Origin of the sequence: Blautia sp. AF19-13LB, from assembly GCF_003479105.1 — a bacterium.
GTDB lineage: Bacteria > Bacillota > Clostridia > Lachnospirales > Lachnospiraceae > Fusicatenibacter > Fusicatenibacter saccharivorans.
On the sequence record NZ_QUGO01000036.1, the window covers coordinates 218 to 13,037 of the forward strand.

Consider the following 12,820-nt stretch of genomic DNA (forward strand, 5'->3'; position numbering starts at 1 on the left):
GGGTGGAGCAGCGGAAAAGAACTTGCAGAACTGAAAGGCTCTCTTGAAACAATCCGCAGCACCGCCGCAAATCTGATTGATACCATAGACGGACATTTTGCAGCAATCCAAAAGGCACAGGATAAGGAACAGACCACCGAACAGGCGCAGCCCGCACAGGAAGCTACCAAACAGCCCGAAGCAGAAGCCGCCACGCCGGAGCTTCCCGAAGAAACAGCCCCGGTACAGGAAAAAGAAACACAGCCGGAACAGGCTGCACCCGCCGCCCCTTATTATCCTATCAATGAAGCTGCCGCCAAACGTGCAAAGGATATGAACAGCTTTTCCGATTATAAGCAAGGCAGCGCGACGGCTGAATACAGGCATTATGTAGATGAAGCCGTACAAATCGCAGAAAGGCAAAAACAGCGGGTAGACCCGATGTACCATGAGAAAATCGACAGCCTGCTTGACACCTATGCCCGGAAACTGGCGGCGAACATGAATAAAGGCTATGAGATTGACGCGCGTGTTCCCTCTATCCTGATTGCGGGCGGCTCTAACTTCCCCACAAGGAAGAAAGAAAAGCAGAACGCAGCCCGCGACAGCAATTACCGGGAATGGCAGGACATACAAGGACTTCTTGATAAAATCCGCAGCACCGGCATGGGCGGTATCAGCGCAGACGACCCGCAGGCAGTACAGAAGTTAGAAAAGAAACTGGAAAGCCTTGAAAAATCGCAGGAAACCATGAAAGCCGTAAACGCCTATTACCGCAAGCATAAGACCCTTGACGGCTGCCCGCATTTACCGCCGGAGGAACTGGAAAAACTGAAAGCAGACATGGCGAGCAGTTGGCATTTGGAGGACAAGCCATTTGCGACTTGGGCGTTATCCAACAACAGTGCAGAAATCCGGCGCGTGAAAGACCGTATCAAATCTCTTTCACAGCAAAAAGAAATCGGTTTTGTGGGTTGGAAATTTGACGGCGGCAAGGTGGAAGCAAACACCGAAGCAAACCGCCTGCAAATCTTCTTTGAGGATAAGCCGGACGAAGCCACGCGGGAAGCCCTAAAAAGTAATGGCTTCCGTTGGTCGCCCAAAGCAGGGGCATGGCAGCGGCAGCTTACCAGTAACGCCTATTATGCGGCTGATTATGTCAAGGCGATTGTACCCCTTACGGGGGAAAAGCCTACCGAGTTACAACGGGCGCATATCCGGGCGCAAAAGGTAGATGCACAGGAGCAGCCGGAACAGGAAGCCCCACAGGACAAAGACACCTTTTCCATTTATCAGATAAAAGGCGGGGACGAAACAAGAGATTTGCGCTTTGAACCTTACGACCGTCTGACTGCCACAGGACACCGGGTAGACGCGAAAAACTATACACTTGTCTATTCCGCAGAGCTTACGCCGGGGACTTCCCTTGAAGATATTTACACCCGCTTTAATATCGACCACCCGAAAGATTTTAAGGGACACAGCCTTTCCGTTTCCGACGTGGTGGTGCTTCATCAGAACGGGCAGGACACCGCCCACTATGTAGACAGCTTCGGTTATAAGGAAGTGCCGGAGTTTTTCAAGGAGCAGGAAAATGCCCTCATTCCCGCCGACTTGGAAACGGGCGAAACAATCAAAACACCGAGAGGGACTTTCTATGTAACCGCCATGAGCCGCGAGCAAATGGAAGCTGCCGGATATGGATTGCACCACCAGTCCGACGACGGAAAATATCTGATTATGGGGAACGGCACTAGGGCTTTTGCTGTTCCCGTTCAGCCAGAGAACTATCTGAAAGCTGCCGAGCAGACCACAGAGCAAAACTACAACATGATTGACGGGCAGATAAACAACACCCCGACTACCGCAGAACTGGAAGCAAAGGTAAAGGCAGGAGAAACCATTTCCCTTGTTGACCTTGCGGAAGCTGTCAAGGCTGACAAGGAACGCGGCAAGGCAGCAAAAACGGAAAAGAAGCCCTCTATCCGGGCGCAGCTTAGAGCAGACAAAGAAAAAACCGCACAGAAAAAAGCGGCAAAATCAAAAAATCACGAATTGGAGGTATGAGCATGATTAGACTGACCGTTGAAGAAACAAACCTGTTGAGCATTTACAATGAGGGCGGTAAGCGCGGGCTTATGGAGAACATCAACGCTGCGCTGCCGTTTATGGACGAGGATATGCGGGAACTGGCGAAGCGCACCCTTGCGAAAATTGCACCTCTGACAGAAAATGAGTATACGGAGCTTGCCATTTTCGCCGCTGATGAGGTATGACCGGGCTAAAGCGGCTTACGCCGCCCCAAAGCCGGAAAGTCAACAGCCTTGTAAAAAAGGAGTGCTGCAACTGCGATAACGGACACTGTATTTTACTGGACGACGGGGAGGAATGTGTCTGCCCGCAGCTTATTTCCTATTCTCTTCTATGCAAATGGTTTCAGACCGCCGTACTTCCCTTTGATAAGCTGCTGTATGCAGAGCTTTTCAAGACCGAGGATAAAAAGCGTTGTACCGAGTGCGGAGCTTCTTTTGCGTCCACCTCTAACAGCGTCAAATACTGCCCGGACTGCCGGAAGCGTATTACCCGCAGACAGGCAGCGGAACGCATGAGGAAACGACGCGCCCTTGTTACGCAGTAGGGGCAAAAAAAGCCTTGATTTACAGGGCTTTCCGGGTGTGAAAATGACGCGGCAAGGGTTTTATACCTTTTCCCTCAAAAATGGCGTTCTACTGCGTAACATTTTATCGCTGTACCCATAAGAAAGCCGGGGCGCGGATAGTCTTTACCGACTGTCTGCGTCCCGGCTTTTAAAACTTCAAAACCACTTTGTTTTTTCATCTCTGAATTGTGGCATATCATTTTGGGCGTATGGATTATAGGTATTGAGATTACAACCAAATTCTTTCAACTCCATTATTTTGTTATTTTCCGTCCATACTATTAAAGAAATTCCGTCAAATTCTTCAATATTACCATTATTCATTTTGTTTTTGAAATACCATTCTACAATAGTTTGATTTTCCTTATGAAAAAATTGTTTAATATCCCACACTAAGACTTTTCCACGAGTATTCCATTCATCAAACCAATGTTTTACTGTTTTTCGACTTTCATACTTAGGACTCCAACTTTCAGTGTAAATCACATCTTCTGTAAAAATACTATCAATCCCTAAATCTTGTTGTTTTAGCCACATATCAAACCATAAATGAATAATTCTTTCTCTTTCATTCATAACTTTTAAATCCTTTCTCTATATTGATTTGAGGGGTTGCACTCTTATCTGCGGTAAGTAAACGGTATATCGTAAGGGGGATATACCACGTAGCAACGACAAGCCGCCATATTAAAATGCCCCCGCCGATAATGCCGTCCAAAATGAAGTTAATGGCAACGATACCCACCGTTCCAGCTATGTCATATCCATGCGGTACAAGCCATACGAACATACGGCGAATGCCAAAGGGGATACCGCAGCACAGCCATACATAAAAGTAATTGGTCTACCCGTCCTCTGTAAAGATGTTCTTGAACATGAAGAATAAAAACAATGCAATAACGGCGGGCAAAACGTTTCTCTTGAAAAAGTCTTTCCAAATTTCTCCGCGTGTCATGGTATCACTCCTTTTCCATTGGAAATTGTGGGATAGCTTCTAACAGTTTCATTATGAGTGTTTGCCGTAAATCTTCGTCGATTTCCTCTTTGATAGTCCCGTCCGGCTGACACTTTTTTACCATTGCAAGGCGGTTGATTTCGTCGCCGTAACAATCAAGCACCTTTTCCAACGCCCATTTTTCGCCCACAACGGCAGCGCATATCGTTTCATAGTCCGGCATTTCCTGTTCCATTTTCTGACACTTCCTTTGCTGAAAATGTATCACTTTAGTATGTGGCTACTGTCTTTGATAGGAACTATTATATCACACAAGTATGAACAAAACTACTCCCCGCGTTCTTTCCCTTTTTCCCGTTCCGGCTCTCTTGGCTGCCGTAAAATGCTGTCTATGTTCTGTTTGATAACGTCGTACTCTTTGACCTGTTTTTTCAGTTTGCCATAGTCCGCGTAAAGGGCTTCTTTCTGTTCCCGGAGCTTTTCATAGTCTACTTGTAGCGCGGCGACATTCGGGAGCTTGGAAACGCCCGCCGTTTTTAGTGCCTTTGCCGCTGCTTCATGGAGTATCAGACTGCTTTCCTGCTTTGCCCGGTATGCGTCCTTATCCTTTGCCCTGCGGTATGCTTCATAGACAGGTTTTGTCTTTTGGTAGGTGGTAACGTGCTTCATCAGCACCGCCATGTTTGCAAGACGTTTCTCCACGCTCTTTAATGCGTCTGCTGTCTTTTCATTTTCCGCATTTACTTCCTCAATCCGGCTGACTAAATCTGCGTACTGCTCAATCTTATGTTCTGTCAAGAAATTCATAGTCTTTGCAGCCAGTTTCAGATTATGGATTTTCGCCCACTGTTCATAGCCCCGGCTCTGCGCTGCCTTGATACTGTTTTCAATGTCAATAAGCAGCGATACGCCGCGCTGCTCTTTGGGAGCTTTCGCCGCCTTTGTGCGCTTGCCCTCTATCCGTTCTTTGATTGCTTCCTCTGTATAATCTGCACCGAGGGTTTTTAAGCGGGTAAACCGTTCCTGTCCCGGAGCGCGGCAGGAGATATATTTTCCCGGCTTTATCTCATAGCCCGCTGCCTGTAACCGCTGCAACAATTCTTCAAAACTTGCCACTTGGGGGATAAGCGTATCAACGGTAATTTTCAGCTTGCCTTTCCAACTTGCACCGACCTTTTCCGCTTGATATTCTGCATAGCTTTTTCCCTTGCTGCCCTTACCCGGAACGACAACGGACAGCCCGTTTTCCCGGCACAGCTTATCGCTCATGTTCCGTATGCCATAGTAGCTGCGTTTATTGGAATTGTATTTGTGGTAGTCAACAAAATTGACCGCACAAAAAATGATATGGTTATGGATATGCCCTTTGTCTATGTGGGTAGTTAAGACGTATTCATGCTGTCCCTTTGTTACCGCGTCGGCAAGCTGTTTCCCGATTTCGTGGGCTTTCTCATAATCCACTTCCCCCGGCTCAAAGGACTGTATCAAATGGTGGGCGAGATTGTTCCCTTTCTCTATGGCTTGTGCAAGCGTAAATCCAAACTCAATATCTGCCGTTTCATAGCTGCACCCAAAGGAGGACACAAGCGTTTTCCCGTCTGTTTTATCCGGGTTTTGGATATAGTCAAGGGCTTTGCTCAACGTGCTTTTAATAGGCTTAATCTTTGTAACCGCCATATCTCCGCAAGCACCCCCTTTATTTCCTCTATGTCCTCTTGGTAGACGCTGCCTGTCGCGTTGACACGCTTTGCAATCTGATTGATATTGACCCCGATTTTCTGTATCTCCGCTGTCATGGCTTTTATGTCGCTATGGTCTGTCTGAATGATATACCCGTCAATGGCAATCTTGCGAAGATACGCCGCCATGTTCCGGGTGGGGACGAGCTTCATTTTCTGCTCAATCAATGCCCGTTCTTCCTCTGTTACATAGAATTTGATTTGTACTTTTCTTTTGCGTCCATTCATGCAATCACTCCTTTCCGTTCCGAGGGTTTGGGACACTTCCCAACAAGCAATTTTCAACCGACGCACCGCAGGACGGGAGGGAGAAAATACGGAAAAGGGTACTCTTTTCCTATGCTTGCTACGAAAGTTTTTTCCTCACTGGTTACTACAACGCAATGCTCTATATGCCAAAAAAGAGCAAAAGAAAAACGCTGCAATCTGTAAAGATTACAACGCTTCCTAAATCATATTCAATTTGCCGGACACATTTATTTGTCCTCTTTTTCGACTTCTGAAATTTCTTTTGCAGTTGCCGTTACAATCCGTATGCCATTATCGCTCATATCATCAAGGAGAGCGTCGAGCTGCCGCCGCTTTGTATCTTTTTGGGTGGGCGTATCTAAAAGAAACTGGTCTACGGATATATTGTAACGAAGCATAAGCTCAAAAAAGATTTGCAGACTGGGGTGCTGTCCTTTGTTTTCGATATTTGCAAGATAGCGAGGAGAAATATACATTTCATCACTTACCTGTTTGCGGCTTTCTTTGCGCCCCGTCCGCGCAGCTTTTATAGCTTCTCCAAATGCCTTGAAGTCATATTTTTCTACCGGTCTTTTTGCCATATTTATTCACCCAGTTACATTTTACTGTTCCCCTTTCTCTTTGGATATGTCTATACAGTTCCACTAAATAGCCATAATAATTCATATTTATATACTTGCTATTGTTCGTGTGTCCGACTATAATTATTATGATAAGATTTTCAGAAAGGACGGGTGTTGTTATGGAATATATGTCTTGCCCCGAAGCAGCAAAGAAGTGGGGAATTTCTGAAAGGCGGGTACAGATACTTTGCAGGGAGAAACGCATACAGGGTGTTTCAAAACTTGGGTATATGTGGTTGATACCAAAAGACGCGGAAAAACCGATTGACGGTAGAACCAAACAAGGAAAGGAGCTATACCATGAATAAAGTTTTGATTATAGATGATGATAAGGAACTTTGTGCGCTGATTAAACGCAGCGTGCTATCAGAAGATATAGAAGCTGATTTTTGTAATACGGGAAAAGAGGGATTACAAAAATTAAAAGAGAGAGAATATCAACTTGTGATACTGGACGTTATGATGCCTGGTATGGACGGATTTGAAACATTGGAAGAAATTAGAAAAGAAAGCAGCCTGCCGATTTTGATGTTTACATCAAAAAATGACAGTGCTTCTAAAGTACGCGGTTTAAGGGCAGGAGCTGATGATTATTTGACAAAACCTTTTGACATGGACGAACTGATAGCCCGTATCGTTTCCCTTATACGCCGTTATACCCGTTTCAATCAACAGGACGGAATATCACAGCAACTTGAATTTGACGGGTTGAAAATTGATATTGAAAATCGTTCTGTTACTACGGAAAATGGAACTTTTGAATTGCCTCCAAAAGAATTTGACTTACTCTTATACTGCGCGAAAAATCAAGGGAAAATTCTGACAAAGCAACAGATTTATGAAGAAGTGTGGAGAGAGGAATATTTCTATGATGACAGCAACATTATGGCGATTATCAGCCGACTTCGCAAGAAATTAGAGGTAAATCCCGGAAGTCCAAAATATATTCAAACGATTAAAGGTATCGGTTATCGTTTTAACAAGGAGGTTTGATTTTCTATGGAAGCAGTCATTTTTCTATCCATAATAATTGCACTTTTCTCTATTCTTGTTTCCTGCTTTGCTATTCGACGTGTTAAAAAACAGATAGCCGAGATAACAGACGCATTGATTGATGTAAAAAACGGAAATGGAAACAGACGTATTTTATCTGCAACAAATGAACTGGTAGCCCCTCTTGCCTATGAAATAAATGAGATTGTTGTGTCTTATGAGAGCAGGCTTTCTACTGTCCGGCAGACAGAAGAAACAAACCGACAGCTTATGACAAGTCTTTCCCATGATGTTCGGACACCGCTTACAACGCTTATTGGGTATCTTGACGCTGCACATAAAGGAATTGTTACAGGAAAAGACAGGGACGACTATATCGAAACAGCCCGCCGCAAAGCTCACGATTTGAAAGAATATATTGATGTTCTTTTTGACTGGTTCAAATTAAATTCTAATGAGTTTGCTATGGATATAAATATTGTTGAAGCTGCGGAGCTGACACGAAATATCTTGATTGACTGGATACCCATATTTGAAGATAAGCAGATAGATTACAATATTGATATTCCCGAACAGCCTTTCCGGGTAAAACTTGATACGGACGGCTATATGCGGATATTGAACAATCTTATTCAGAATGTAATTTCTCACAGTCATGCGGATAAAATAGAAATAATCCTATCAAAGCAGGAAAAAAATATGCAAATCCGATTAGCAGATAATGGAATAGGGATTGAAAAAGAAGATTTGAAGCATATTTTTGAACGGCTCTATAAATGCGATAAGGGACGGTCTGAAAAAGGCAGCGGTCTTGGGCTTTCTATCGCACACCAACTTGTAGAAAAAATGAACGGCACAATAACAGCAAATAGCACACAGGGAACAGGAACGGAATTTACTTTGCTTTTTCCCTTAGCAAATTAAGGTTCTCCCGTTCTTTTGACGGGAGCCTTAATTATTTTTGGGACAATATTTCAAATTGCAAGGTTAATGCAAGGTTGCGGCAAGGTTAATGCAAGGTTGGTATGATAGAATAGTTTACAGAACAGGAGGTTTGAATATGGACAAAAATTATATCATTGAAACAAAAAATCTTACCAAACAGTACGGCTCACAAAAGAGTGTCGCTGACTTAAATATTCATGTGCAGAAAGGGAGAATTTACGGACTGCTTGGAAGAAACGGAGCCGGAAAAACGACCACTATGAAAATGCTACTTGGATTGACAAAGCCAACTTCCGGCGAAGTTAAAATATGGGGAAAGTCTTTGCAGGGGAATGAAAAGAAATTGTTGCCCCGTATCGGTAGTCTGATTGAGTCACCCGGTTTTTACCCTAATTTGACTGCTACGGAAAACTTACAAATTTTTGCTACCTTACGGGGCATACCCAACCGTCATTCAATTAAAAACACATTGGATTTGGTAGGATTGCCTTATAAAGACAAAAAACTGTTTTCCCAGTATTCTCTTGGTATGAAACAACGGCTTGCGATTGCACTTGCAGTTATGCACGACCCTGAACTTCTGATTTTAGATGAACCTATCAATGGGCTTGACCCGATTGGAATTGCAGAAGTACGTTCTTTTATTCGCGAGCTTTGCGATACAAAGGGAAAAACAATTTTAATTTCCAGTCATATCCTTTCGGAGATTTCTTTGCTAGCAGATGATATTGGAATTATCGACCATGGCGCACTATTGGAAGAAGAAAGTCTTGCGGAACTGGAACAAAAAAGCAGCAAACATATCCGATTTACTCTTTCTGATACCGCACAGGCAGCAAGAATTTTAGAGCGTACTTTCCATGAGAGTCATTTCTCTATACAGGACGACCACAATTTACGCTTGCATAATCTTGATTTGTCCGTAGGAAAAATCGTGACTGCTTTTGTAGAAAATGGATTGGAGGTATCAGAAGCCCATACTTGTGAAGAAAGTCTTGAAGATTACTTCAAGCGTGTGACAGGAGGCGAAGGAATTGCTTAAACTGATTAAGTGCGAATTTTGGAAATTAAAGCGAAAAAGACTGTTGTATGCACTGATGTCATTGTCGTTATTTTTTCCGTTGATTTTGGCATATATGGCAAAGGCGGGAACTGGTGCAGATACAACAGAACACTATCTTCAAACCCGATTTGATTATGTCTATACAATGATGTTGGGATATGGTTTAGTTTTTTTGCTTCCATGTCTAATTGGTATCATTGCCGCTATTTTGTTTTTTATAGAAAGAGATTGTGATACTTCCAAAAACCTTAGAACAATTCCAGTTACAAATACACAACTCATTATGGCAAAAATTTCTATGCTCTTTATTTTCAGCGTTGCATTTTGTCTGATAAGCACATTGTCTGTTGCGTTGTTTTGTAAATTGTTTCATGTAGGAATGGTTTACGGTATGACTTATAAGATATTTATGAGCCTTATTTTTGGAGTTCTTATCGTAGCAGCTTCTTTACCGATTGTATTTTTAATTATTTACTTTAACAAAAGTTTTTTACTTTCTATCCTGCTTGCTTTTTTTTATTCCATTTTTAACTGGGGCATACTGGGAACGATTGGGACATCTATAAGTGCTGCCAAAATTGCTTTCTTAAATTCTTTTCCGGTTATATGTGTTATGAACTGGACAAGCGGCTTAATGATGGATAATTTGCAAAAAGATAATCTTTTGCCGGAAGCCTATGCGATTGTACCAACTACTTTCCATACAATTTTTATTATGGCAATTACAGTTGTACTTTCTTTGTGGCTGATAATTCGCTTTTATAAAAAATGGACGAGGTAAAAGATATGAGAAATATAATAAAAACTGAATTTTTAAAATTAAAACGATATTCTGTAATAAAAGCCGGAATTATTATGACAACACTTTCTCCGTTGCTGTCACTGTTTTATTCCACAGCCAACGGTGGACCGACATGGACGTTTGACTATTTTATGCAACAGGTTATGATTAGTAATTGTACCTTATTTTTTCCGATTATTATTGCACTGATTGCAGGTTATATCATAACAAGGGAATATACAGACGATACTATGAAGAATATATTAACAATTCCTATTCCATATAAACAGTTACTTTCTGGAAAATTACTTATTCTATTGCTGTTGACAATCAGCTTTAGTCTTATAGGTTGTGTGATAGCATTAGTAATCAATATTATTGTCGGATTTCCGGGAGTTCATTTTGGCAATCTACTCAATATGTTTATTCGTGTTACTGGGGCGAATATAGGAATTTATATTTCAGTCTTGCCGATTATTCTGATATTCTGTTGTTCGGCAAATAATTTTTTGGGTGGAGTTGCACTAGCTTTTGTGTATGGATATTTTGGAACTTTTGAAGGAACACTGTTAAATTATTATCCGATTAAAGCAAGCATGATTTTAGTAGACCCTACTTGTGGTGCGGAATATGGTTATACTTATCACATTTTCCCCGCTTTCATTACAATAGTTTTGACTTTCTTGATTTCTATGATTATTCTTGCAAATAAAAAGAAAGAACCCGGTACATTGACTGTTGGTAAGAAGAAAAAAGCAGTTAGAAAAAAAGGTTGGTAAATACCAAAAAGATTGAACCGAAAATATGTATCATCTATTTAATAATTATGGAGGTAAAGATATGATGTATAGGACAGAATTATTAGAAGAAATTACTATTGAAAATGCGACAGTGAAAATCAATGCCAAAATAGAGGAAATGGAAAAGGAAAGCTATCGCCTTGTCACAATGTCATTTTGGGGAACCGAAAGGGCTGTATTGGTTTTCAAAAAAGGATTAAAGGGCAGTTTGCTTTAATATGTAGCTATCTAAATAGAAAATTACTCATTCTAAATTAACATCGGAGGTATAACTTATGGAAAAGGAAACAACAGGAACTGTAATTTCAGTTACAAAACAATGGTGGTTAAAAGTAAATCGTAAACCTGTCCGTACCCATGCTATGGATGGTGCAGCTTTTCCACATATTATCAAGGTCAAATACACGATAGGCGTCAAAGATTACACCTGCCAAAAATGGATTGGCGCAGGAAACAAAATTCCTGACAAGGGAACAACGATTAAAGTTATCTATTGTGAAGATAAACCATCAAAAGCAAGAATTGAACTCTGATTCAAATAGCTTGATATGGTAGGTTTTATTCGGTGTGGAGTAACAAGTTTTGGTAATTTGGATTCCTCACTACTGAAAAAATAGTGTCTTTTATGCACACTTCCTAATTCTACGCTACGACAGCAAAAGAAAAAAAGCCGTCGTAGCGCAGACATATTTTCACGCGCATTTGAAGCGGTGGCTTTAATTTTTAGAGCCGCCGCTTCTTTTTGTCTACTGCTAACATAAATTAGCGGCATTTAGGAGGGCTGCCGCTATGGGGATTTCTTTGTTGCTATACAGCATACATAGGTTACATTCATTAAAAAAAGTATAGCTCCCCCACCGGACAAGTCCGACTATACAGATGAACTATCAAATCAATTAAATACTGCTGTTATTTCCTATGCGTCGGTCTGCGCCTTGCAGATGGGCGCATTTTGCATTTTACAGAAGATTTTTCAAAGAAATTTTCGCTTTCGTCCGGCGTTTAAAAAAGTCGTCTGTATTATCCCGCGAAAAGGGGAGGTACTACCGCCTTTCGGCAGAAAGGAGGTGATTACATGGAACCTAATCGCAGAGAATTTCAGAAGCAATGTGTCTTTCAAAGTTTCTGTAAACGGGTGCTACACAACGAAGCCTGTAACGCCCATGATGAAATCCGGCGACGCAGGAAACGGGAAGTTTCTTTTTGTGACCTTGCCTTGCATGAGGAACGGCAGCTTTACACTACGGATAAATATTTTCAAGCTGAAACAGCCGAGCCGACTTATCAAATGGCAGGAAAAGAAATAACCCCGAAGTTATTGCTTGAAGCAATACGCACCCTGCCGGAAGAAAAGAGAACTGCTATACTTCTGTACTATTTCGAGGGCATGACTGACGTGGAAATCGGAAAAATGTTCAATACGTCGCGCAGCACGATACAGTACAGACGGACAAGCTCTTTTGAACTGTTAAAGAAATATTTGGAGGAACACGCTGATGAATGGAACGAATGGTAATCAAAACGACTACCCGGAAAATGCCCTTGTTCCCTATCCCGTTATTTTGGCGGCGAGCAAAGGCGACCCGGACGCTATGAAAATGGTCTTGCAGCATTTCAGCGGCTACATAGCAAGTCTTTCCATGCGGAAGCTCTACGACGAGCGCGGCAATGTCTATTATGGCGTTGACGAGGATATTCGGGAACGGCTGCAAGCAAGACTGATGAGGGCTATCCTCACTTTTCGGGCTGAATAACCTACGCGATATTGGAACGCTTCTTTCCCCTTTTCCGTTCCATACCGCAAGACAGCCCCCTGCTCTTTGATAAAGAAAGCGGCGCAATAGAACGGCGACGCAGCATAAGGCAAATCGGATACGTTCCTTTTGTGCCGAGCCATGCGGCGGGTACGCCATGACCTTTCTCTTAACAGAAAAGCGAGCGAGAAATACCACACCGTAAAGCAGGGATAGCAGCCTGCGGGCGATAACGCACAGAATACATAATGATACTTCCTTACAGCCATAGTCCGAGCGT

The 12,820-nt window shown here is 42.5% G+C and carries 18 protein-coding genes and 1 pseudogene; 13 read left to right on the forward strand and 6 right to left on the reverse strand.

Going from position 1 to position 12,820, the window contains the following annotated elements; all coding sequences use genetic code 11:
* From DWX32_RS20315 to DWX32_RS18575, 3 genes are all read left to right on the forward strand, one after another.
* A partial coding sequence (locus DWX32_RS20315; RefSeq protein WP_243037634.1) for a YodL domain-containing protein occupies positions 1-2,046 on the forward strand: 2,046 nt, incomplete at its 5' end.
* Positions 2,043-2,255, forward strand: a complete 213-nt coding sequence (locus DWX32_RS18570; RefSeq protein ID WP_436970290.1) for a transposon-transfer assisting family protein — start codon at positions 2,043-2,045, stop codon at positions 2,253-2,255. The genes DWX32_RS20315 and DWX32_RS18570, both read left to right, overlap by 4 nt.
* Positions 2,252-2,617 carry a cysteine-rich VLP domain-containing protein gene (locus DWX32_RS18575; protein WP_069432107.1) on the forward strand — a complete coding sequence of 122 codons (366 nt, stop codon included), beginning with the start codon at positions 2,252-2,254 and terminating at the stop codon, positions 2,615-2,617. The genes DWX32_RS18570 and DWX32_RS18575 overlap by 4 nt, the downstream gene beginning before the upstream one ends.
* Before the next feature lie 177 nt (positions 2,618-2,794).
* On the opposite strand, the gene DWX32_RS18580 is transcribed toward DWX32_RS18575, so the two are convergent.
* The 6 genes and pseudogenes from DWX32_RS18580 to DWX32_RS18605 form a co-directional block, all read right to left on the reverse strand.
* Complete coding sequence (locus tag DWX32_RS18580) at positions 2,795-3,214, reverse strand: nuclear transport factor 2 family protein (RefSeq protein WP_011861104.1); 420 nt, start codon at positions 3,212-3,214, stop codon at positions 2,795-2,797.
* Positions 3,207-3,593, reverse strand: a pseudogene (locus DWX32_RS20320) (DUF6050 family protein). The gene DWX32_RS18580 and the pseudogene DWX32_RS20320 overlap by 8 nt, the downstream one beginning before the upstream one ends.
* A 4-nt stretch (positions 3,594-3,597) precedes the next feature.
* Positions 3,598-3,828 (reverse strand): helix-turn-helix domain-containing protein, encoded by a 231-nt coding sequence (locus tag DWX32_RS18590; protein ID WP_011861102.1) that lies wholly within the window; start codon positions 3,826-3,828, stop codon positions 3,598-3,600.
* Positions 3,829-3,920: 92 nt separating this feature from the next.
* Positions 3,921-5,270 (reverse strand): relaxase/mobilization nuclease domain-containing protein, encoded by a 1,350-nt coding sequence (locus tag DWX32_RS18595; protein WP_069432108.1) that lies wholly within the window; start codon positions 5,268-5,270, stop codon positions 3,921-3,923.
* A complete protein-coding gene (locus tag DWX32_RS18600; protein ID WP_009905253.1) occupies positions 5,231-5,560 on the reverse strand; it encodes a plasmid mobilization protein in 330 nt (109 codons plus the stop codon). Before DWX32_RS18600 ends, DWX32_RS18595 begins: the two co-directional genes overlap by 40 nt.
* Positions 5,561-5,808: 248 nt before the next feature.
* Positions 5,809-6,162, reverse strand: a complete 354-nt coding sequence (locus DWX32_RS18605) for a helix-turn-helix domain-containing protein (RefSeq protein ID WP_016728880.1) — start codon at positions 6,160-6,162, stop codon at positions 5,809-5,811.
* Between the two features lie 161 nt (positions 6,163-6,323).
* Here DWX32_RS18605 and DWX32_RS18610 point away from each other — a divergent pair, with 161 nt between their 5' ends.
* The 10 genes from DWX32_RS18610 to DWX32_RS18650 all read left to right on the forward strand — a co-directional run bounded on the left by DWX32_RS18610 (position 6,324) and on the right by DWX32_RS18650 (position 12,540).
* Positions 6,324-6,512, forward strand: a complete 189-nt coding sequence (locus DWX32_RS18610; RefSeq protein ID WP_009905249.1) for a helix-turn-helix domain-containing protein — start codon at positions 6,324-6,326, stop codon at positions 6,510-6,512.
* Positions 6,505-7,197 (forward strand): response regulator transcription factor, encoded by a 693-nt coding sequence (locus tag DWX32_RS18615; protein WP_021360404.1) that lies wholly within the window; start codon positions 6,505-6,507, stop codon positions 7,195-7,197. The genes DWX32_RS18610 and DWX32_RS18615 overlap by 8 nt, the downstream gene beginning before the upstream one ends.
* 6 nt (positions 7,198-7,203) lie before the next feature.
* Entirely contained in the window at positions 7,204-8,121 is a 918-nt protein-coding gene (locus DWX32_RS18620) for a sensor histidine kinase (protein WP_069432109.1), read from the forward strand.
* Positions 8,122-8,257: 136 nt separating this feature from the next.
* The gene (locus DWX32_RS18625; protein ID WP_016728878.1) at positions 8,258-9,184 is read left to right on the forward strand and encodes an ABC transporter ATP-binding protein; all 927 of its coding nucleotides are present in this window, start codon (positions 8,258-8,260) and stop codon (positions 9,182-9,184) included.
* Positions 9,177-9,986, forward strand: a complete 810-nt coding sequence (locus DWX32_RS18630) for an ABC transporter permease (protein ID WP_069432110.1) — start codon at positions 9,177-9,179, stop codon at positions 9,984-9,986. The genes DWX32_RS18625 and DWX32_RS18630 overlap by 8 nt, the downstream gene beginning before the upstream one ends.
* A 5-nt stretch (positions 9,987-9,991) precedes the next feature.
* Entirely contained in the window at positions 9,992-10,765 is a 774-nt protein-coding gene (locus tag DWX32_RS18635; RefSeq protein ID WP_016728876.1) for an ABC transporter permease, read from the forward strand.
* Between the two features lie 61 nt (positions 10,766-10,826).
* Positions 10,827-11,003, forward strand: a complete 177-nt coding sequence (locus DWX32_RS19950; RefSeq protein ID WP_166460160.1) for a hypothetical protein — start codon at positions 10,827-10,829, stop codon at positions 11,001-11,003.
* 58 nt (positions 11,004-11,061) lie between these two features.
* Entirely contained in the window at positions 11,062-11,319 is a 258-nt protein-coding gene (locus DWX32_RS18640; RefSeq protein ID WP_022621582.1) for a hypothetical protein, read from the forward strand.
* A 542-nt stretch (positions 11,320-11,861) separates the two neighbouring features.
* Entirely contained in the window at positions 11,862-12,302 is a 441-nt protein-coding gene (locus DWX32_RS18645; protein ID WP_018112814.1) for an RNA polymerase sigma factor, read from the forward strand.
* Complete coding sequence (locus DWX32_RS18650; protein ID WP_009905237.1) at positions 12,283-12,540, forward strand: helix-turn-helix domain-containing protein; 258 nt, start codon at positions 12,283-12,285, stop codon at positions 12,538-12,540. The genes DWX32_RS18645 and DWX32_RS18650 overlap by 20 nt, the downstream gene beginning before the upstream one ends.
* The last annotated feature ends 280 nt before the right edge of the window (positions 12,541-12,820 follow it).

Bases quoted from the DNA above. Each gene is read 5' to 3' on its own strand.
- DWX32_RS18600 (WP_009905253.1), bottom strand. From the start codon at position 5,560: ATGAATGGACGCAAAAGAAAAGTACAAATCAAATTCTATGTAACAGAG.
- DWX32_RS18605 (WP_016728880.1), bottom strand. From the start codon at position 6,162: ATGGCAAAAAGACCGGTAGAAAAATATGACTTCAAGGCATTTGGAGAA.
- DWX32_RS18645 (WP_018112814.1), top strand. From the start codon at position 11,862: ATGGAACCTAATCGCAGAGAATTTCAGAAGCAATGTGTCTTTCAAAGT.
- DWX32_RS18590 (WP_011861102.1), bottom strand. From the start codon at position 3,828: ATGGAACAGGAAATGCCGGACTATGAAACGATATGCGCTGCCGTTGTG.
- DWX32_RS18650 (WP_009905237.1), top strand. From the start codon at position 12,283: ATGAATGGAACGAATGGTAATCAAAACGACTACCCGGAAAATGCCCTT.
- DWX32_RS18595 (WP_069432108.1), bottom strand. From the start codon at position 5,270: ATGGCGGTTACAAAGATTAAGCCTATTAAAAGCACGTTGAGCAAAGCC.
- DWX32_RS18635 (WP_016728876.1), top strand. From the start codon at position 9,992: ATGAGAAATATAATAAAAACTGAATTTTTAAAATTAAAACGATATTCT.
- DWX32_RS18620 (WP_069432109.1), top strand. From the start codon at position 7,204: ATGGAAGCAGTCATTTTTCTATCCATAATAATTGCACTTTTCTCTATT.
- DWX32_RS18610 (WP_009905249.1), top strand. From the start codon at position 6,324: ATGGAATATATGTCTTGCCCCGAAGCAGCAAAGAAGTGGGGAATTTCT.
- DWX32_RS18625 (WP_016728878.1), top strand. From the start codon at position 8,258: ATGGACAAAAATTATATCATTGAAACAAAAAATCTTACCAAACAGTAC.
- DWX32_RS18615 (WP_021360404.1), top strand. From the start codon at position 6,505: ATGAATAAAGTTTTGATTATAGATGATGATAAGGAACTTTGTGCGCTG.
- DWX32_RS19950 (WP_166460160.1), top strand. From the start codon at position 10,827: ATGATGTATAGGACAGAATTATTAGAAGAAATTACTATTGAAAATGCG.
- DWX32_RS18575 (WP_069432107.1), top strand. From the start codon at position 2,252: ATGACCGGGCTAAAGCGGCTTACGCCGCCCCAAAGCCGGAAAGTCAAC.
- DWX32_RS18570 (WP_436970290.1), top strand. From the start codon at position 2,043: ATGAGCATGATTAGACTGACCGTTGAAGAAACAAACCTGTTGAGCATT.
- DWX32_RS18640 (WP_022621582.1), top strand. From the start codon at position 11,062: ATGGAAAAGGAAACAACAGGAACTGTAATTTCAGTTACAAAACAATGG.
- DWX32_RS18580 (WP_011861104.1), bottom strand. From the start codon at position 3,214: ATGAATGAAAGAGAAAGAATTATTCATTTATGGTTTGATATGTGGCTA.